Origin of the sequence: Microbacterium forte, assembly GCF_031885415.1 — a bacterium.
GTDB lineage: Bacteria > Actinomycetota > Actinomycetes > Actinomycetales > Microbacteriaceae > Microbacterium > Microbacterium forte.
Genome location: NZ_CP116871.1, coordinates 1,673,674 through 1,691,728, shown reverse-complemented (window position 1 = coordinate 1,691,728; position 18,055 = coordinate 1,673,674). Strand labels below are relative to the sequence as shown.

Here is an 18,055-nt window from a genome sequence, read left to right as displayed (position 1 = left end):
CCACGCTAAGAGATCCGAGCTCACAGGGAAATACCATTGCCTCCGCGCGACGAACGCGCTATGTCGTGAGTACGCGTGGTGGCCGTGCAACCACCCCGCGGCCACCTGCGAGAATGGAAGCCCCGTGCCGATCCGAACCGAGGAGCTCCCGTGCAGTACATCTCCACCCGAGGCGGCATGCAGCCGCTGCCGTACTGCGAGACCCTGCTCGAAGGGCTCGCGACAGACGGCGGGCTCGCCGTGCCCGAGACCATGCCGACGGTCGACGGTGAGACTCTCGAGCGCTGGCGGGCGCTGACCTACCCGCAGCTCGCGACCGAGGTGCTCGCGTTGTTCGCGACGGACATCCCCCGTGCCGATCTCGCGCGCATGACCGCGGCGGCATACGACCAGTTCCCCGAAGAGGTCGTGCCGCTGCGCTCCATCGATGACGACCTCACGCTGGTGGGTCTCTCCGAGGGCCCGACGCTGGCGTTCAAGGACATGGCCATGCAGTTCCTCGGCCAGGTCGTCGAGTACGCGCTCGAGCGCAAGGGCTCCGTCCTGAACATCCTCGGCGCGACCTCCGGAGACACGGGATCGGCTGCCGAGCACGCGCTGCGCGGCAAGGACCGCATCTCGGTCTTCATGCTGTCTCCGAAGGGACGCATGAGCGCATTCCAGCGTGCGCAGATGTTCTCGCTCGCCGACGAGAACATCCACAACATCGTGGTCGACGGCGTGTTCGACGACTGCCAGAACCTCGTCAAGTCGCTCGCCGGCGATCTCGACTTCAAGCGGGCCCAGCACCTCGGTGCCGTCAACTCGATCAACCTCGCCCGCATCACCGCTCAGGTCGTCTACTACTTCTGGGCATGGCTGCGCGCGACGGATGCCGGCGGCTGGACCGAGGTCTCGTTCACCGTGCCGTCGGGGAACTTCGGCAACATCCTCTCGGGGTTCTTCGCGAAGCAGATGGGCCTCCCGATCCGTCGGCTCGTGCTCGCCGCCAATGAGAACAACGTGCTCGACGAGTTCTTCCGCACCGGTGTCTACCGGCCCCGCAGCGCGGCGCAGACGCTCGCCACCTCGAGCCCGTCGATGGACATCTCGAAGGCCTCGAATCTCGAGCGCTTCATCTTCGAGCTCGTCGGGCGCGATGCCGCACGCGTGGTCAAGGCCTGGCAGGATCTCGACACCCAGGGCTTCTTCGATTTCACCGCCGACCTGGCTCGTTTCGTCGACGAGTTCGGCATCGTCAGCGGCACCTCGACCCACGCCGACCGACTCGCGACCATCAAGGCGGTCTACGAGGCGACGGGCGACATCATCGACCCTCACACCGCAGACGGGGTCAAGGTCGCCCGCGAGAATCTCGAATCGGGTGTGCCGATGCTCGTGCTCGAGACCGCGAAGCCGCAGAAGTTCGCCGAGACGATCCGCGAGGCGATCGGCGTCGAGCTCGAGTACTCCTCGGAGCTGCGCGCCATGCTCGATGCTCCGCAGCACCGGACCGAGATGGCAGACGATGAGCAGGAGCTCCGTGCGTTCATCGAAGCGAAGGCCCTGAGCTGAGCTGAGTCGAGCCGCCCCGTGGCGACCCGGGCGACCTGACATCACGGAGACCCCCTCCTGCGGACGCCCGCAGGAGGGGGTCTTCGCAGTCAGCGGATCGGCAGCGTGCGACTCACTCGGGGTCGCCGTGCAGCATCCAGGGGATCCCGAATCGATCGACGAGCATCCCGAAACTGCCGCCCCACGGCGCGGCGTCGAGCGGCATCGTGATCGCCGCGCCGTCGGACAGCGCATCCCAGACCTGCTGCGTCTTCTCCTGCGTATTGCCGCTCAGGGAGACCGAGAACCCCTGCGGCGGCTCGAAGGGGATGCCGTCGGGGGTGTCCGACGCCATCAGCACCAGGCCGTCGGGCGTCGTGAGCTGCGCGTGCATCACGAGGTCGTTCTGATCGGGGTTCTGCACCATGTCGGGGAACTCGCCGAACACGGTGATCTCGAGGTCCCCGCCGAGGATGCCCTGATAGAACTCCATCGCCTGTCTCGCTTCGGTGCGGAACGAGAGATACGGATTGAGTGTCGCCATGACTGCCCCCAGCTCTGTCAGGCAGGGCCCTCGTCGGCCCCGCTGCGGCTCATTCTGCGCCGGGGGTCGGACATCCGCAAGAGCGGCGTCGTCGCTCAGTCGGGGAGCGCCTTCACTGCCGCGGTCAGCACCTGAGGCACGGTCGGCACGCCTTCTGCCCGGAAGACCTCCGCACCCGCGGCATCGCGGATGATGACCGTGGGGGTGAACCGGATGTCGAGCGCCTCCGCCGCATCCGGCTCCGATGCGACGTCGATCTCGGTGACGGTCGCATCGGGAAGGTAGCGCACCGCATCAGCCACGACCGCACGGGTTCGAGAGCAGGCGCCGCAGAACGCGGATGTGACCAGCGTGAGTTCCATCGCTCTCCTCTCGGCTCTCGATGTGCAACCCGGCGCCGGCTCGTCGTGTTCCCGGATCGAGGTCAGAACTCGGTGCGCTTGACGAGACCCCGATTCGTGCGGATGTGCTCGTAGTCCCACTGCACGACCCGTGACTCCGACAGCCAGACGGCGAGACGGTCGGTGTCGATCTCCGAGACGTCGACGAACCTCGCCTCGGCCGCCTCGAACGATCCGGACGCGACAAGTCCGGGCTCGGCGAACGACTGGCCACTCCAGAACATCAGTCGCACGGCATCCTTCAACCGGTCGTATCCCACGATCGGATTGCCGTCGAGGAACCAGACGGGGTGCGCGTGCCACACCTTGGCGGACGCCTCGGGAAGCCCCCGGTCGATCTCGTCGGCGAGGCGCTCGCAGATCTCGCGATCTTCGGGGGTGAGTCTCCGGTGGTAGTCGTCGATCTCTGGCGCGCGGGTCATGGTGCGAGTATGGCCCGTGCGGAGGCCGCCGTCGAGGATCAGATGCGAGTCGTCGTAGACCGAGGATGCAGCAGACCGGAGAGCGCACCGAGCGCAGCCCCGACGAGGGTGTCGACGATACGTTCCCACGCGACGTCCATCGAACCGATCTCGCCGGTCGCCGCACCTGTCAGCAGCAGCACGAGCGGCGTGATGAAGACGAGCGCGAGAGCGTAGTGGCGCACCACGACGAGCTCGATCGTGAACTGCAGGGCGCCGAGAAGCAGCGCCAGCCAGAGACCCGACGGATGCAGCAGGGAGAGAAGCGCGTAGACCCCTGCGCCGACGACGGTCCCGAGCATGCGGTGCAGTCCGCGCTGCACGGCGGCGCGGCGGGCGGCTGCCACGCCGATCACGGCGACGGCCGATCCGACGATCCAGTACGTGCGCGTCGGGTCGATCACCAGCCCGAGCAGCACGCCGATGATCGCGACGATCGCGACCCGGATCAGCAGCATGCGTGAATCGGCCGTGAACGCGGGCCCCGGCAGCAGCTCACGCAGCGGCCTGGCCGAGACCGAACGCGCACGGGGGAGCAGAAGCGGCGCCATCGCGACCAGATAGGAGAACACGCATCCCGCCGCGAGCGCGGCGATGTAGACCATCGGTGCGATCGGTGAACTGACGATCACATGAGCCGAGAGGCCGAAGACCAGCACGAAGAAGAGGGGCCCCGGAGGACCGAGCCGGAAGCCGAACGCCAGAGCCGCGCTGACGACCGCGACCACCACGACGCCGATGCTCACGAGCCAGGCGCTCGCGGAGGCAGCGACTCCGAGTGCGGCGCTGGCGATCAGGCCCGCGGCGACGAAGGGCAGGATCCTCGCCCGTTCGACCACAGGAGCGGTGCCGGCGAAGAGGACCGTGAATGCGCCCGATGCCGCGATGTAGCCGAGCGAGGGCTGACCGATCATGGTCATGACGGCGATCGGCACCGCGATGCCCAGCGCTGCCTGGGTGGCGAGGTGCCAGCGCGGACCGCGCTTGGGTGCCAGGGCGAACAGGCTCATCCTTCTATTGTCTCGCGGTGCCGAGGACCCGCGGGACGCGGCTGAGCCCTTCCGGTGCGTCCGGAGTGCCGGTGGGAGGCAACGAGCCCGGCGCTACGATGGCCGACGTGACAGAACCTCGCCCCGGAATCGCCGAACGCCTCTCGCAGATGATCCGGCTGCCGACCGTGTCGGCGGAGCTGGAGGAACGCGGATCCGAGCCGTTCGAGGCGTTCGTCGCGTTGATCGCCGACCTCTACCCGCTCGTTCACGAGCACCTCGCACTCGAGCGGCATACCGATTTCGGGCTGCTCTTCCGCTGGTCGGGCAGAGAGGCTGAGGCCGACGGGCCGGTCGTGCTGATGGCGCATTACGACGTCGTCCCGGTGGATGAGAGCGATGCATGGACGCACCCCCCGTTCGAGGGCGTGATCGCCGACGGGGTGGTCTACGGGCGCGGGGCTCTCGACGACAAGGGTCCGCTGATCGTCGTGCTCGAGGCGGTCGAGAATCTGCTCGCCGACGGGTTCGTCCCCGCGCGAGACGTCTACCTCTCATTCGGAGGCAATGAAGAGACCTTCGGTCGAGCGGCCGAGGAGATCGCGCGGGTGCTGCGCGAGCGCGGCATCATCCCGTGGCTCGTGGTCGACGAAGGCGGCGCGGTCGTCGACGCCCCGCTGCCTTTCGTACCGGGACGAGCGGCGATGATCGGCGTCGGGGAGAAGGGTGTGATGACCCTGACCCTCTCGGCGCGCGGCGAGGGCGGCCACGCGTCGGCGCCTCCTTCTCTGACCGCCGTCCGGAGGGTGGCGAGAGCCGTCGATCGGCTCGGGCCGCGGACGTTCCGACCACGGCCCTCGAAGGCGATCGGGCGGATGCTGTCGCAGCTCGGCGCTCAGACGCCCGGTCCGGCGCGACATCTGCTGCGCCTGCTCGGATCCGCGCCGCTGCTGACCGGTCAGCTGTTCGCCGCGCTCGGCGGTGAGCCCGCCGCTCTCGTGCGCACGACCGTGGCCCCGACGATGCAGTCGGGTGGCACGGCGGCGAACGTCCTCCCCTCGCAGGCGTCGGCGACCGTGAATCTGCGCATCGCTCTGGGCGAGACGACGCAGCAGACCGTGCTGCGGGTGCGTCGGCGCATCCGGGATCCGCTGATCACGGTCCGCGTCGAGGAGGCGAGCGAACCATCACCCGAATCTGCGACCGACAACGCCCAGTTCGCGGTGCTCGCCGACGCGCTCGCGGTCTCGCACCCCGGGGTCCCCGCCGTGCCGTACGTGATGATGGCGGCGACGGACTCCCGCCACTTCCATCGTTTCGCGCCGGCCGTCTACCGCTTCGCACCGCTCGACATGTCGAACGCGCAGCGGGCGTCGATCCATGGCGTCGATGAGAACGTCGAGATCGCTGCGCTCGAGCGGGGGGAGCGGTTCCATCGGGCTCTCCTCGAGCGGCTAGGGTGATCTCACCCCTTCGAGGGCGTCTCGGCGCCCGAGTCAGCCCTTTCACCGAGGAGCCGCGATGACGCGCACCCGCACTCTGGGAACCCTCGCCACCGTCGTCGGCTTCCTCGCCTTCGTCGAGTTCACCAGCGGCGTGCTGCAGGGCTATTACACGCCCATGCTCACCGACATCGCGCGGCATCTGGGAATCCACGACGCCGACGTGAACTGGCTCGAGGGCACGCAGCTCATGCTCTCGGCTCTCGTCGTGCCGGCGTTCGCGAAGCTCGGCGACATGGTCGGGCACAAGCGGATGCTGCTGATCTCGACGGCGCTGACCGCCGCCGCGGCACTCGTGCTGCCGTTCACGGACTCGTTCCCCGTGTTCCTGATCGGCTGGACGCTCATGGGCTTCTACGTCGTCTGGCTGCCGCTCGAGATCGCGCTCATCTGGTCGCGCTCACGCCGGATGGAGGGACGCTCCTCGATCACGGCGAAAGCGGCAGGGCTGCTGGTGGCGGCGCTCGAAGGCGGCGCGATCATCGGTGCTCTCGTCGGCGGTGCGCTGATCGATGTCCTCCCGCTGACGGTCGTGCTCCTCATTCCCGCGGTGCTGATCGTCGTCTGCTTCTTCGTGATCCTGTTCGGGGTGAAGGAGTCGCCCGATCCGACCGGCGGCGTGTTCGACACGGTCGGCGTCGTGCTGATCTCGCTCGCCCTGATCTGCTTCACCGGCGGGCTGAGCCTGCTCCGTCTCGAGGGCGGACTCGTCAACCCCTGGTCATGGGCGGTGGTCGTGCTCGGCCTCCTGCTGGTCATCCCGTTCGTGCTCTGGGAGCTGCGCTGCGATGACCCTCTCATCGACGTGCGCATGTTCCGCTCACCGGCCCTCGGGCCTGTGTTCCTCACCGCCGGCCTGTTCGGAGTGAGCGTGCTCGGGGCCCAGGCGCCGCTGTCGACGTTCGCGCGCACCGATCCGGGTGTCTACGGTTATGGGCTCGGAACGACGGGTTTCGCGACGTCGCTGATCATCGGGCTGTATCTGATCGCGATGATCGCAGGCGCACTGCTGTTCCCGCTCGTCGCTCGACTGGTGAGCCCGCGGATCACTCTCATGGGCGCGTCTCTGCTCGTCGGCATCGGGTTCCTGCTGTTCCTGCCTTTCCATGACTCCTATGTGCAGGTGGTGACCAACATGGTCATCGTCGGACTCGGCTCCGGCGCTCTCGTGGCGGCTCTCCCCGCGGCGGCTGCGTCGGCGGCGCCCGCGACGCAGACCGGTGTCGCGACGGGGCTCACCAACTCGGTCAAGACGGTCGGCGGAGCGATCGCCTCGTGCATCTTCGGGATCGCACTGCTCAACGGAGTGAGCGGAGCGGTCGAGGGCACCGCAGGCTCATTCGCCGGCTACGTCACGGTCTGGGTGGTCTGCGGCGTGACGGCGCTCGTCGCCGCCGCGATCCTCGTCTTCGTTCCCAAAGAGGCTTTCACCGACCGGACGGATGCCGAGGCCGTCGCCACTCCGATCGCCTGACGTCAGCCCGGATCGAGGCCGAGGACCCGCGAGATCTGAGGCCAGGCCTGCGCGCCGAGCGCTGCATCCGCGCGCGGTGTGCCGCCCCGAGCCATGTGCATGCCGCCGGCCGCGGCGGCCTCGCCGGGCAGGAGCAGACGATGCCCTGCATCCGGATGCTGGACGATCGTCGTGCTTCTGCCATGGGCATGTCGGCGCTGTGAGATCGCCGTCGTGAACGCGGTGCTCGGCCAGACGCGGTCGTCGCCTCCGGCGATCAGCAGCAGGTCGCCGGAGATCCGCTCGACAGGAATCGTCGCCGCCGCAGTGAGTGCCGGGTCGAGGGTCAGGCTCGTCGAGTACAGCGAGAGGTACTCCGGCGGATCGCTCATCGGCGTCCATGCCGGATCGAACTCGACCGCCGGCAGCGGAGAACCGCCCAGAGTCCAGTGCGAGGACCAGCGGCCCTCCGCCAGCCCGGACCAGACGACGGACGACGGGGAGACGGCGATCGTCGCGTCGATCTCGACGGTGGAGGCGGTGACGAGGGCCGCCTCGGCGCCGAACGACGTTCCGAAGATCGCCACGCGATCGTGATCTCGTCGCAGCAGCTCGATCTGATCGATGAACATCTCGATCGGCACCTCATGGGGCGCCGGTCGCTGGCCGATGCCGCCGAACCAGCGGATCGCTCGCACCCGAGTGCCCCGATGGCCGAGCAGATCGGCGCGAGCGGACTCGAGGCGCCCACTCGAACCCGCGAGCAGCAGCACGGCTGTGCCGCACGGTCGCTCGGGGAATGCGTCGTAGACGTCATCCGAGGCGATGGACGAAGGCATGAGGTGGCGGGCCGATGTCAGTCGCGGTCGAGCCCGAACGAGCGCTTGACCACGGCCTGCATGTCGCGGTCGAGTCCGTCGATGCGCGTGTTCACGGTGTCGAAGCGGGCGTTCATCTCGCCGCGGAGTCCGCCGATCTGGGCGTTCATCTCGCCGCGGAGACCCCCGATCTGGGCGTTCATCTCGTTGCGGAGGCCACCGATCTCGGTGCGGACGACCCGGATGAACAGTGTGGAGACGACGGTCAGCATGCCGAACATGAGCGCGGTGAAACACCCGATCATGGTCCAGATCTGCGCGTCGGTCATGAGGTGCACCATGTCATCCTCGCATCGTTCCACGCCGAGCAGCGGAATGGAGGTCGCTGTATACCGTCATCCCGAGCAGTGGGAGGAACTGCTAGTCGCAGGGTGGTCGTGCAGGAGGGGTGGGCGGGGAATCCTCATCACTCGCCCACCCCCGTGCTCAGTCGCCCTTGACGTTGACGAGCTGACGCAGCGTGTGCCTGATCTCGACCAGGCTCGCGGCATCCGTCATCACCTGATCGATCGGCTTGTACGCCTGCGGGATCTCATCGATGAAGGCGCTCGTGTCGCGGAACTCGATCCCCTCCATCGCCTCACGCAGCTGCTCGTGAGAGAAGGTGCGCCGAGCCGCCGACCGCGAGTACTCCCGGCCGGCGCCGTGCGGTGACGAGTTCAGCGACTGCGGGTCACCGAGCCCTTCGACCACGTACGACGCCGTTCCCATCGAGCCCGGGATGAGTCCCGGACGACCGGCATCCGCCTGGATCGCACCCTTTCTCGACACCCACACCCTCTTGCCGTAGTGCTTCTCCGACTCGGTGAAGTTGTGGTGGCAGTTGATGCGCTCCTGCTCCTCGACGGGGGTTCCGAGAAACTCCGACACCTGCCGTGCGACCCGATCCATCATCTCCTCGCGGTTGAGCAGCGCGAAGTGCTGGGCCCACCGCAGCTCGCGGATGTACCGGGTGAACTCGGGAGTGCCTTCGACGAGGTACGCGAGGTCGGGGTCGGGCAGCTCGATCCACCACTGCTTCGCCAGCCGCTGCGCGACGGCGATGTGGTGACCGGCGATCCGGTTGCCGACGCCTCGAGAACCCGAGTGCAGGAAGAGCCACACGCGGTCGAGCTCGTCCACCGACACCTCGATGAAGTGGTTGCCGGAGCCGAGCGTTCCGAGCTGCAGTCGCCAGTTCCTGGCGTACTTCTCAGGGTCGAACTCGCTCTGCTCAGCGAGCGTCTCGAGCTCTGCGATGCGCGGTTCGGCACTCGCGACGATCTTGTTGTTGTAGCGCCCCGCCGACAGCGGGATCGCGCGCTCGATCTGCTCGCGCAGCTCGGCGAGATCGCGACCGGCGAGGTCACCCTTCGTGAACTGGGTGCGAACCGCGATCATGCCGCAGCCGATGTCGACACCGACTGCGGCGGGGATGATCGCGCCGAGCGTCGGGATGACCGAGCCGACCGTCGCTCCCTTGCCGAGGTGCGCATCGGGCATCAGAGCCAGGTGCGGGTGGATGAACGGCATGCGCGCGGTGGTGTGCGCCTGATCGAGTGTCTTCTCATCGATCATCGACGCCCACGAGAGCAGCCGTGTGGAGAGCCTCTCCATGATTCCTTTCCTTGTGTGATGTTCAGCCACAGGTCGGGAGTCTCGTGAGAAACAGAAATGCCCCGAACCTGACGGTGCGGGGCATGGGAACAGCGGATGCTGTCACACGGCGCGCGCCGGAGGGTACGACTCGTAGCGGTCATTGCGCTTCTGCTGAAGCGGCAAGACCGCGGCGAAGGGGAAGGTCCGCAGGGCGGTCATCCGTCGTCTCCTCGGCGTGAATGCTGTGCGCGATCGGCACAGCTTTGCCACACTAGGGCGCGACACGCCCGGGAGTCAAGCGGAATCGCGCGGGGGGTTGTGCATGAACTCGACGCGGATGCCGTCGGCATCCTCGACGAAGGAGGCGTAGTAGCGGTCGGTGTACCGCGGGTACTCCTTCGGGTCTCGGACGGCCGTCCATCCGGCATCGAGCGCCACTGCATGCAGGCGATCCACCTCATCGCGCGAGGGCATGGCGAACGCGATGTGCTGCCAGCCGACCCGGCCGTGGCGGTGAGGGCCGGAGTCCTCATCCCATGCGTACAGGATGATCTCTGTCTCGTCGCCGTTGTTCCATGAGATGGAATGGTCGTCTTCGCCGCCGCTCACGTAGCCGAGCGCCATGAGCACGGGGTGGAACTGGGCTCTGCCCCGTTCGAGGTCGTCGACGGTGATGCCCAGATGATCCAGAAGTGCCATGCGTCCAGTCTTCCAGTCGAGGCACGCGCGGCACTAGTGCGGCGCGTGGTACTCGGCTTCGCCGCGCTTCCAGTAGCCCTTGACCACGGCGTTCGCGGAGTCGATGCCCCAGCGGTCCAGCAACGCGCGTCCCGGTTTGACGATCGACTGTTCGGCCGCGATGAACACGAACGGGTCGTCGCCGATCGCATCTTCCACCGCCAGGTCGTCGAGGAACGAGACGAGCGCGGAGCCAGAGGGAGCATCGCCGCGATGCAGCCATTCGATGTCGACAGGGGCTTCGATGTCGATCTCACGCCCGGCCGAGACCGTCTCGACCACGATTCGAGCGGCGACGCCGGCGGGGATGAGCGCCGCGAAGCGTCGGATGGCGGGGATGGCCGTCTCATCTCCGGCGAGCAGCCAGGAGCCGGGGGTGCCGTTCAGCACCGCCGACCCGCGGGGCCCGCCGACGCCGATCGATGACCCGAGAGCAGCAGTCGCCGCCCAGGGGGCTGCGACACCCGAATCGCCGTGCACGGCGAACTCGACGTCCAACCAGTCCGCGCCCCAGGCCAGAGGTGTGTACTCACGACTCGGTGCAGCCCGCATCTCCTCGACCGATCCCACCGGGCCGGAGGGGAAGAACAGACGCATGTGGTCGTCGGAGCCCGGGGAGTCGAAGCCCTCGAGGTCGCCGCCCGTGAGGCGCACACGCACGAAGTCGGATGCCAGCCATTCCCGGGCGCTCAGCGTGACGGTGCGGAAGCGCAGATCGAGGCCTCGGCGCTCGATGGAGAAGCCGGATTTCGTATCGCTCATAAAGTAAGGCTAACCTATCTTGGAGGCGGAGTTAGGGGAGCCTAACTCCGCCTGTCCCGCGCCGCCCGCGCGCACTCACCACCGCAGAACAGGAGTCTCTCCATGTCCATGCCCAGAATCCTCAGCGCCACGAGCGTCGGTCTCGTCGGCCTTCTCGCCCTCGCGGGCTGCGCCTCCGGAGCCGAAGCCGAGCCGGCCGAGACCGCCCCGGCCGCCGACTCGGTCACGATCGAGGACAACACCGGATCGCACGAGATCGCCACGCCTCCCGCATCCGTGGTCGCACTGGACAACCGCACGTTCCAGACGCTCTCCGACTGGGGAGTCGAGCTCTCGGCCGGTGCGGTCGCGCTCATGCCCGACACGGTGTCGTACCTCGACGACGACTCGATCGTCGACATCGGCCTGCACAGCGAGCCCGACCTCGAGGCGATCGTCGCCGTCGAACCCGACCTCATCATCAGCGGACAGCGCTTCACGCAGCACAACGAGGCCATCGCCGAACTCGTGCCTGAGGCGACGATCATCGATCTCGAGCCTCGCGAGGGCGAGCCCTTCGACGACGAGCTCAAGCGACAGGTGACCGTGCTCGGCGAGATCTTCGGCAAGCAGGACGAGGCGCAGTCACTGGTCGACGATTTCGACGCGGCGGTGGAGCGGGCGAAGGCCGCCTACGACGACGCCGACACCGTCATGGCCGTGAACACCTCGGGCGGCGAGATCGGGTATCTGGCACCGACCGTGGGCCGCTCGCTCGGACCGATCTACGACATCCTCGGCCTGACCCCGGCGCTCGAGGTCGCCGATGCCTCGGACGACCATCAGGGCGACGACATCTCGGTCGAGGCGATCGCCGCCTCGAACCCCGACTGGCTTCTCGTGCTCGACCGCGACGCCGTGTTCGCCGCAGAGACCCCCGACTACGTGCAGGCATCCGAGATCCTCGAGAGCTCCGAGGCGCTCGCCGGCGTCACGGCAGTCGCTGACGAGCAGATCGTCTACATGCCCACCGACACCTACCTCAACGAGGGCATCCAGACGTACACGACGTTCCTGAACGACCTCGCCGACGCCCTCGAGGCCGCCCAGAAGTAGTCCGCTCGGCGGCATCCGCTCGAGGGCGGATGCCGCCGGCCGGCGACTCACGATGTCTCGCACCGCGTTCTCCACCGAGCCGCCCCGGTCTGCCGGGCGGCTCTTCGACGTCAAGCTCCTCGTCGGCATCCTCGTCGTCCTCGCACTTCTCGTCGTGTCCCTGTTCACAGGCGTCTACGACATCGCGGGAGCCGCCGACGGTGCCGAGATGTTCCAGATCACCCGGGTCCCGCGCACGGTAGCCCTCGTCCTCGCGGGCGCCGCCATGGCGATGGCGGGGCTGGTGATGCAGCTCCTCACTCAGAACCGCTTCGTCGAGCCGACCACCACCGGCACCACCGAATGGGCGGGCCTCGGTCTGCTGACGGTCATGGTGCTCGTGCCGAACCCCTCGATCCCGCTGAGGATGGCAGGCGCCATCATCGCGGCCTTCATCGGCACCATGGTGTTCTTCGCCTTCCTGCGCCGCGTCTCGCTGAAGTCGTCTCTCATCGTCCCGATCGTCGGCATCATGCTGGGTGCCGTCGTCGGATCGGTGTCGACCTACTTCGCACTCGTGACCGACTCGCTGCAGGCCATCGGCGTCTGGTTCGCGGGCAGCTTCACATCGGTGCTCCGAGGGCAGTACGAGATGCTCTGGATCGTGGCGATCGTCGGAGTCGTCGTGTTCGTCGTCGCCGACCGTCTCACGATCGCCGGGCTGGGGGAGGAGATCGCGACGAACGTCGGGGTCGACTACAACCGGGTGATCCTGCTCGGAACAGTGCTCATCGCCGTCACCACGGGCGTGGTCACGGTCATCGTCGGCAACCTTCCCTTCCTCGGGCTGATCGTGCCGAACATCGTCTCGATGGTCCGCGGCGACGATCTGCGCAGCAACCTGCCGTGGGTCTGCCTGCTCGGCATCGCGATCGTCACCGTCTGCGACATCATCGGACGGACGATCATCATGCCGTTCGAGGTGCCGGTGTCGCTGATCCTCGGCATCGTCGGCGCGATCGTCTTCATCCTGCTCCTGCTGAGGCAGCGTCGTCGTGGCTGAGGCGATCGCGGCCGGCACCCGCACCTCCGGATCCTTCACGACTCCGCGCGCACGACGGCGATATGTCATCGTGCTCGGCATCCTCGTCGCCCTCTCCGTGGCCTTCGCCTTCGCTCTGCTCGCGTGGGAGAACCCGATGCCGATCGGATCACCCGGATTCTGGCGCATCGCGAAGCTGCGCGTGACGAACGTGACCGTGATGGCCGTGGTCGCGGTGGCGCAGGCGATCGCCACCGTGAGCTTCCAGACGGTCACCAACAACCGCATCATCACGCCGTCGATCATGGGATTCGAATCGCTGTATCGCGTCGTGCAGACCACCACGGTGTATCTGTTCGGCGTCGCCGGTCTCGTGGCGATCCAGGGCGTCTGGCAGTTCGGCCTGCAGGTCGTCATCATGGTGGGGCTTGCGATGGCGCTCTACGGATGGCTGCTGTCCGGGCGCTACGGCAACCTGCAGATCATGCTGCTCATCGGGATCATCATCGGCGGCGGTCTCGGAGCGATCTCGACCTTCATGCAGCGGCTGCTCACGCCCAGTGAGTTCGATGTGCTCGCGGCGCGATTGTTCGGCAACGTCTCGAACGCCGACGCGTCGTACCTGCCGCTCGCCATTCCGCTGTGCATCGCGGCCTCGGCGCTGCTCTGGATGAGGTCCCGGAGGCTGAACCTGCTCGCGCTCGGACCCGACGTGTCGCGTTCGCTCGGCCTCGACCACAAGCGCGAGCTCTTCATGGTGCTCTTCCTGGTCGCCGTGCTGATGGCGACATCGACCGCGCTGGTCGGTCCGATGACGTTCCTCGGATTCCTCGTCGCGACCCTCGCGTACCAGTTCGCCGACACGTACGATCATCGACTCATCTTCCCGGTGGCCGTGCTCACGGCCTTCACGATCCTCGCCGGGGCCTATTTCGTCATGAAGAACGTCTTCTACGCGCAGGGGATGGTCTCTATCCTCATCGAGCTCGTCGGCGGAACCGTCTTCCTCATCGTCATCCTCAGAAAGGGCAGGCTGTGATCACACTCGAGGGCGTCCGCCGCGACTACAGCGACCAGGTCGCGATCGGCCCCGTTGATCTCCGGATCCCCGCCGGGGGCATCACGGCGCTGATCGGTCCCAACGGAGCGGGCAAGTCGACGCTGCTGACGATGATCGGTCGGCTCGGCGGCATGGACGCCGGGGCGATCGAGATCGCCGGATACGACGTCGCGACCACGAAGTCGAAGGACCTCGCCAAGATCGTCTCGGTGCTCCGCCAGGAGAACCACTTCGTCACGCGGCTCACCGTGCGCCAGCTCGTCGGTTTCGGGCGCTTCCCGCACTCGCAGGGCCGCTTGACCCGCGCTGACGAGGAGATCATCAGCAGGGCGATCGACTTCCTCGACCTCGGCGACCTGGAAGGGCGCTACCTCGACGAGCTCTCCGGAGGCCAGCGGCAGCGAGCCTACGTCGCGATGGTGCTGGCGCAGGACACCGAGTTCGTGCTGCTCGACGAGCCGCTCAACAACCTCGACATGAAGCATGCCGTGCAGATGATGAAGCACCTGCGTCGTGCGGCCGAAGAGCTCGGGCGCACGATCGTCATCGTCCTGCACGACATCAACTTCGCAGGTCATTACGCCGACCATATCTGTGCCATGAAAGACGGTGAGGTGGTGGAGTTCGGCCCTCCCTCCGCGATCATGACCGGTGAGGTGCTCACCCGCGTGTTCGACACGTCCGTGCAGGTGGTCGAGGGGCCCTCCGGTCCTCTCGCCGTCTACTACTGACGCTCAGAGCTCGACGCCGTGGTCCTCGTCGTTGACGCCGGCATTGCGGCCCCGGCGGGATTCGTAGCCGATGAACCAGCCCAGCCAGACGATCGCGGCGAGCAGGATGCCGAGCCAGACGTTCTGGAAGATCAGGCCGATCACGACACCGACGATGAGAAGACCTGCGGTGACGGAGAAGCGGAGTGCGTTGCGCGACATGGGCTCAGCCTAAAGGCGATCCGCCCGCCACGGGAGGTCAGCGAGTGCGGTGATCTTCGGGAGAGAGCCGTGGCCCTCGTCGGGGCTCGCTCACCCTGCTCGCGAAGATGAGACGGATCACGCGCTGCCGGTGCCCCGCCCAGGGGGCGAGCAGGTCGAGCATCCCTTCGTCATCGGTGCGGTGGCCGGTGAGGGCGTATCCCACCTGATGTGCGAGGTGGTAGTCGCCGACGCTCACCGCATCCGGATCGCCCAGCGCCCGGATGCGCGTCTCGGCCGAGGTCCACACACCCACGCCGGGGAAGCTCGTCAGGACGCGGTCACGCTCGTCGCCGCCGGGTGCGGCCAGAAGCGCGCGCGAGATGCTTTCCGCCCGCTCGGCGACGCGCACGACGGTCTTCGACTGCGGCGGCTGCACCGCGACCCGATGCCAGTCCCACGAGGGGATGCGACGCCATTGCTCTGCGGTCGGGGCGGCGTGCATCGGCCGCGGGGTCGGACCGGGTGCGCGCTCGCCGAACTTCGTGACGAGCAGCCTCCAGGCGCGGAACGCCTCGAGACCCGTCACCTTCTGCTCGATGATGGCGCAGGCGAGAGCGTCGAACACGACGCCGGTGCGAGCCAGGCGGATGCCGGGCGCACGGCGGGCCACCTCGGAGATCAGGGGATGGAGCGAGGGATCGAAACCCGACGGGTCGTCTCGGGCGCCGCACAGGTCGGGCACGGTGTCGAGTGCGTGCTCGGCTCCGCGGCCCCACGCGGTGGCCTTGATCTCTCCGCTCTGCGCGCGCAGCGCCAGCGTCGCAGGGCCGAGCGGAGTTCGGAGAGTGCGCCAGATCACCGGACCGTCGCAGACCATGGTGGGGTCCCCGGGGCCTCGCCGCAGCATGCCGACCGTCGCGCGGAGATCGACGGGTGCGGTCGGCCGATACACGGTCTCCCGCGGTGCGCTCTGAGAAGCCGCGTCGGCGGCTCCGGCATCCGCGGTCAGGGTCATGCGCCCCACGATACGTGGCGGGGCTGACACTCGGATCAGAAGCGGTCGGGCGAGGGTGTGCCGTGGCCGTAGCGGATGACGACGTCGGCGTGACGGTCGAAGCGGTAGCCGATGCCGCGCACGGTGCGGACGATGTCCTCGTAGCGGCCGAGCTTCGCGCGCAGACGCCGAACATGCACGTCGATGGTGCGCTCGCCGGGGGTCTCGTCGTCCTGCGCCTGCCACAGTGCGGAGACGAGTTCGCTGCGCTCGATCGTGCGTCCTTCGCGGAGCACGAGGTACTGCAGCAGCTCGAACTCCTTGTAGGTGAAGGCTGCGGATTCTCCGTCGATCAGGACGCGCTTGCGCGAGATGTCGACGACGACGCCGCCCTCCTCGTCGGTGGTCTCCTCCTCGGCGGCGGCCTTGGTGCGGGCGATCGCACCGGGCTCGTGCAGTGCGAGACGCACGACGTCGAGGTCGCGACCTCCCGAGCCGTGCGGGGCGAGCGCGACGGTGGCGTGCGTCTCGGCGCCGGGAGCGAGCTCGGCGAGAGTGCGACGCAGCGCGTCGACGAGGAGCGGGAGGCTGACTCCGGCTTCTGCGGCCTTGATCTCGTCGAGGCCGACATAGAGGGCGAAGCCGCGGGGCGAGCGGACAGCGGGAAGATCTGCATCGAGCGGGGCTGCGGCGGGCGCCGGAGCGGCGGTGCGGACGGCGGCGGTGGCGGCGGGACGCTCGAGAAGTGCGGTGTTCGACATGATGATGAAGTCCTCAGGACGTGAGCCGGGAAGAGGCTCTGATGCGTTGCATGAATGACCGGGCGAGCCGGAAGAGCGAGCAAAGGGTGGATGCTCGATGACCCATACCTCGCAGATCGCGAGAAGTCAGGTCAGACGGAGTGGCTGTTCGTTCAGCGACACATTCGGCAACACATGCCAACGCGACCGGGCATCATCATCCCGGCAGTCCTGTTCGCCTCCTGGGCGGACAAAGGGCTTGCGTTGGTAGTCATGGGGGGATTATGTCGGAAGAAGTCCGGGCGTGTCAAAACGGCCGACCGTGCCGGAGGCGGGCGTAACGTGGACAGATGACCACTTCGACCCTCGCCGCAGGCTTCCTCCTCACCGATGAGAAGGACGCATCGCGGTACACGTTGATGAGAGACGGGCAGCTCGTGAGCGTGCTCGACTACCGCGACGACGGACACACGATCGCCCTGACGAGAGCCTTCACGATCCCCACTTTCCGCGGCCACGGCTATGCGGGTGTCCTCGTCGAGGGCGCTGTCGCCGACATCGAGGAACGCGGAGATCGCAAGGTCGATGCGGTGTGCTGGTACGTCTCCGACTGGTTCCAGGCGCACCCGGAGCACTCGGCTCTCCTGCGCTCTCGCTGACGCAGCTCGTGTGACGCTGTGTTACACGGTGGCGCCCTGACAGGATGAAGTCATGAAACTCGCAGAGGCACTCACCGCCCGCGCAGACCTGCAGCGCCGCATAGAGCAGCTGCGTGCGCGCATCACCGCGAACGCCAGGTACCAGGAGGGCGAGGAGCCCGCCGAGGATGCCGCCGCGCTTCTCGTTCAGGCGGATGCCGATCTGCTGCTGCTCCGCGACCTTATCAGGCGGATCAACGCGACGAACTCGCGTCTGGATCTGGGTACCGACGGAACCATGACCGATGCCCTCGCCGCCCGCGACGTGCTCCGGCTGCAGCACTCGCTGCTCGCGGACGCCGCCGCGGCGGCATCCGGGGCGAACGACCAGTTCCTGCGTCAGATGCGGTCGGAGCTGCGTCAGATCTCCGCGCTTCCCGTCGCCGAGCTGCGCTCGCGCGCGGATGCGGTCGCGCAGGAGCTGCGCGAACTCGACAATCGGATCCAGCAGGCGAACTGGCTCCACGATCTGGAGGAGTAGAGCGGAAGTCGGTAGTCACGACGAGGCGGGCACACCCCCAGCCGGAGGGGCAATTCCGGCTCATGTTGGGCGGAGGGCAGCCCGGATCCGCATCGCGCAGCCCCGCACGCCGCACATGTGATCGCGCATCGCGCATCTCGCATCACCACGTGTCGATCATCGTGACGAGGGTGGGTCAGGGGACCTTCCGCTCGCGATCCCACTGCCTCATCT

General features: G+C 67.5%; 21 protein-coding genes. 9 read left to right on the top strand and 12 right to left on the bottom strand.

What is annotated here, in order from left to right; genetic code table 11:
- Positions 1–150: 150 nt before the first annotated feature.
- Entirely contained in the window at positions 151–1,554 is a 1,404-nt protein-coding gene (thrC, locus tag OB895_RS08190; protein WP_079112290.1) for a threonine synthase, read from the top strand.
- A gap of 112 nt (positions 1,555–1,666) precedes the next feature.
- Here thrC and OB895_RS08185 read toward each other — a convergent pair whose 3' ends face one another.
- From OB895_RS08185 to OB895_RS08170, 4 genes are all read right to left on the bottom strand, one after another.
- Positions 1,667–2,077 carry a VOC family protein gene (locus OB895_RS08185; protein ID WP_042538920.1) on the bottom strand — a complete coding sequence of 137 codons (411 nt, stop codon included), beginning with the start codon at positions 2,075–2,077 and terminating at the stop codon, positions 1,667–1,669.
- 95 nt (positions 2,078–2,172) lie between these two features.
- Positions 2,173–2,439, bottom strand: coding sequence for a thioredoxin domain-containing protein (locus tag OB895_RS08180; RefSeq protein WP_042538922.1), 267 nt, complete (start codon positions 2,437–2,439; stop codon positions 2,173–2,175).
- Positions 2,440–2,501: 62 nt separating this feature from the next.
- Positions 2,502–2,900, bottom strand: coding sequence for a DUF1801 domain-containing protein (locus tag OB895_RS08175; RefSeq protein ID WP_079112291.1), 399 nt, complete (start codon positions 2,898–2,900; stop codon positions 2,502–2,504).
- Between the two features lie 38 nt (positions 2,901–2,938).
- The gene (locus tag OB895_RS08170; protein ID WP_079112292.1) at positions 2,939–3,949 is read right to left on the bottom strand and encodes an FUSC family protein; all 1,011 of its coding nucleotides are present in this window, start codon (positions 3,947–3,949) and stop codon (positions 2,939–2,941) included.
- 98 nt (positions 3,950–4,047) lie between these two features.
- Between OB895_RS08170 and OB895_RS08165 the strand changes: the two genes are divergently transcribed.
- Both OB895_RS08165 and OB895_RS08160 read left to right on the top strand, forming a co-directional pair.
- The gene (locus OB895_RS08165; protein ID WP_079112293.1) at positions 4,048–5,391 is read left to right on the top strand and encodes a M20/M25/M40 family metallo-hydrolase; all 1,344 of its coding nucleotides are present in this window, start codon (positions 4,048–4,050) and stop codon (positions 5,389–5,391) included.
- Positions 5,392–5,449: 58 nt separating this feature from the next.
- The gene (locus OB895_RS08160) at positions 5,450–6,904 is read left to right on the top strand and encodes an MFS transporter (RefSeq protein WP_056375663.1); all 1,455 of its coding nucleotides are present in this window, start codon (positions 5,450–5,452) and stop codon (positions 6,902–6,904) included.
- A 2-nt stretch (positions 6,905–6,906) separates the two neighbouring features.
- Here the strand turns inward: OB895_RS08160 and OB895_RS08155 are convergent, their stop codons facing one another.
- From OB895_RS08155 to OB895_RS08135, 5 genes are all read right to left on the bottom strand, one after another.
- Positions 6,907–7,722 (bottom strand): acyl-CoA thioester hydrolase/BAAT C-terminal domain-containing protein, encoded by an 816-nt coding sequence (locus OB895_RS08155; RefSeq protein WP_079112294.1) that lies wholly within the window; start codon positions 7,720–7,722, stop codon positions 6,907–6,909.
- A 17-nt stretch (positions 7,723–7,739) separates the two neighbouring features.
- Complete coding sequence (locus OB895_RS08150) at positions 7,740–8,030, bottom strand: hypothetical protein (RefSeq protein WP_079113911.1); 291 nt, start codon at positions 8,028–8,030, stop codon at positions 7,740–7,742.
- A gap of 157 nt (positions 8,031–8,187) precedes the next feature.
- Positions 8,188–9,357 carry an RtcB family protein gene (locus tag OB895_RS08145; RefSeq protein ID WP_079112295.1) on the bottom strand — a complete coding sequence of 390 codons (1,170 nt, stop codon included), beginning with the start codon at positions 9,355–9,357 and terminating at the stop codon, positions 8,188–8,190.
- Positions 9,358–9,633: 276 nt separating this feature from the next.
- Complete coding sequence (locus OB895_RS08140; RefSeq protein ID WP_042538932.1) at positions 9,634–10,038, bottom strand: VOC family protein; 405 nt, start codon at positions 10,036–10,038, stop codon at positions 9,634–9,636.
- A gap of 33 nt (positions 10,039–10,071) precedes the next feature.
- Positions 10,072–10,839: a siderophore-interacting protein gene (locus OB895_RS08135; protein ID WP_311879766.1), complete on the bottom strand. Its 768-nt coding sequence runs from the start codon at positions 10,837–10,839 to the stop codon at positions 10,072–10,074.
- A 102-nt stretch (positions 10,840–10,941) separates the two neighbouring features.
- Here OB895_RS08135 and OB895_RS08130 point away from each other — a divergent pair, with 102 nt between their 5' ends.
- Genes OB895_RS08130 through OB895_RS08115 form a run of 4 tightly spaced genes read left to right on the top strand, consistent with a single transcriptional unit; the run spans position 10,942 to position 14,746 of the window.
- Positions 10,942–11,934, top strand: coding sequence for a siderophore ABC transporter substrate-binding protein (locus OB895_RS08130; RefSeq protein WP_079112297.1), 993 nt, complete (start codon positions 10,942–10,944; stop codon positions 11,932–11,934).
- Between the two features lie 52 nt (positions 11,935–11,986).
- Entirely contained in the window at positions 11,987–12,976 is a 990-nt protein-coding gene (locus OB895_RS08125) for an iron chelate uptake ABC transporter family permease subunit (RefSeq protein ID WP_042538938.1), read from the top strand.
- The gene (locus OB895_RS08120) at positions 12,969–13,994 is read left to right on the top strand and encodes an iron chelate uptake ABC transporter family permease subunit (protein WP_042538940.1); all 1,026 of its coding nucleotides are present in this window, start codon (positions 12,969–12,971) and stop codon (positions 13,992–13,994) included. Before OB895_RS08125 ends, OB895_RS08120 begins: the two co-directional genes overlap by 8 nt.
- Entirely contained in the window at positions 13,991–14,746 is a 756-nt protein-coding gene (locus OB895_RS08115; protein ID WP_042538942.1) for an iron ABC transporter ATP-binding protein, read from the top strand. The genes OB895_RS08120 and OB895_RS08115 overlap by 4 nt, the downstream gene beginning before the upstream one ends.
- Before the next feature lie 3 nt (positions 14,747–14,749).
- Here the strand turns inward: OB895_RS08115 and OB895_RS08110 are convergent, their stop codons facing one another.
- Genes OB895_RS08110 through OB895_RS08100 form a run of 3 tightly spaced genes read right to left on the bottom strand, consistent with a single transcriptional unit; the run spans position 14,750 to position 16,684 of the window.
- Positions 14,750–14,947 (bottom strand): hypothetical protein, encoded by a 198-nt coding sequence (locus OB895_RS08110; protein WP_042538943.1) that lies wholly within the window; start codon positions 14,945–14,947, stop codon positions 14,750–14,752.
- A 37-nt stretch (positions 14,948–14,984) separates the two neighbouring features.
- On the bottom strand, positions 14,985–15,944 hold the full coding sequence (locus tag OB895_RS08105) for a DNA-3-methyladenine glycosylase family protein (protein WP_042538944.1): 960 nt from the start codon (positions 15,942–15,944) through the stop codon (positions 14,985–14,987).
- Between the two features lie 35 nt (positions 15,945–15,979).
- Positions 15,980–16,684 carry a winged helix-turn-helix domain-containing protein gene (locus OB895_RS08100; RefSeq protein WP_042538945.1) on the bottom strand — a complete coding sequence of 235 codons (705 nt, stop codon included), beginning with the start codon at positions 16,682–16,684 and terminating at the stop codon, positions 15,980–15,982.
- 329 nt (positions 16,685–17,013) lie between these two features.
- Between OB895_RS08100 and OB895_RS08095 the strand changes: the two genes are divergently transcribed.
- Positions 17,014–17,322, top strand: a complete 309-nt coding sequence (locus tag OB895_RS08095; RefSeq protein ID WP_042538946.1) for a GNAT family N-acetyltransferase — start codon at positions 17,014–17,016, stop codon at positions 17,320–17,322.
- A 52-nt stretch (positions 17,323–17,374) separates the two neighbouring features.
- Complete coding sequence (locus tag OB895_RS08090; RefSeq protein WP_042538948.1) at positions 17,375–17,842, top strand: DIP1984 family protein; 468 nt, start codon at positions 17,375–17,377, stop codon at positions 17,840–17,842.
- The last annotated feature ends 213 nt before the right edge of the window (positions 17,843–18,055 follow it).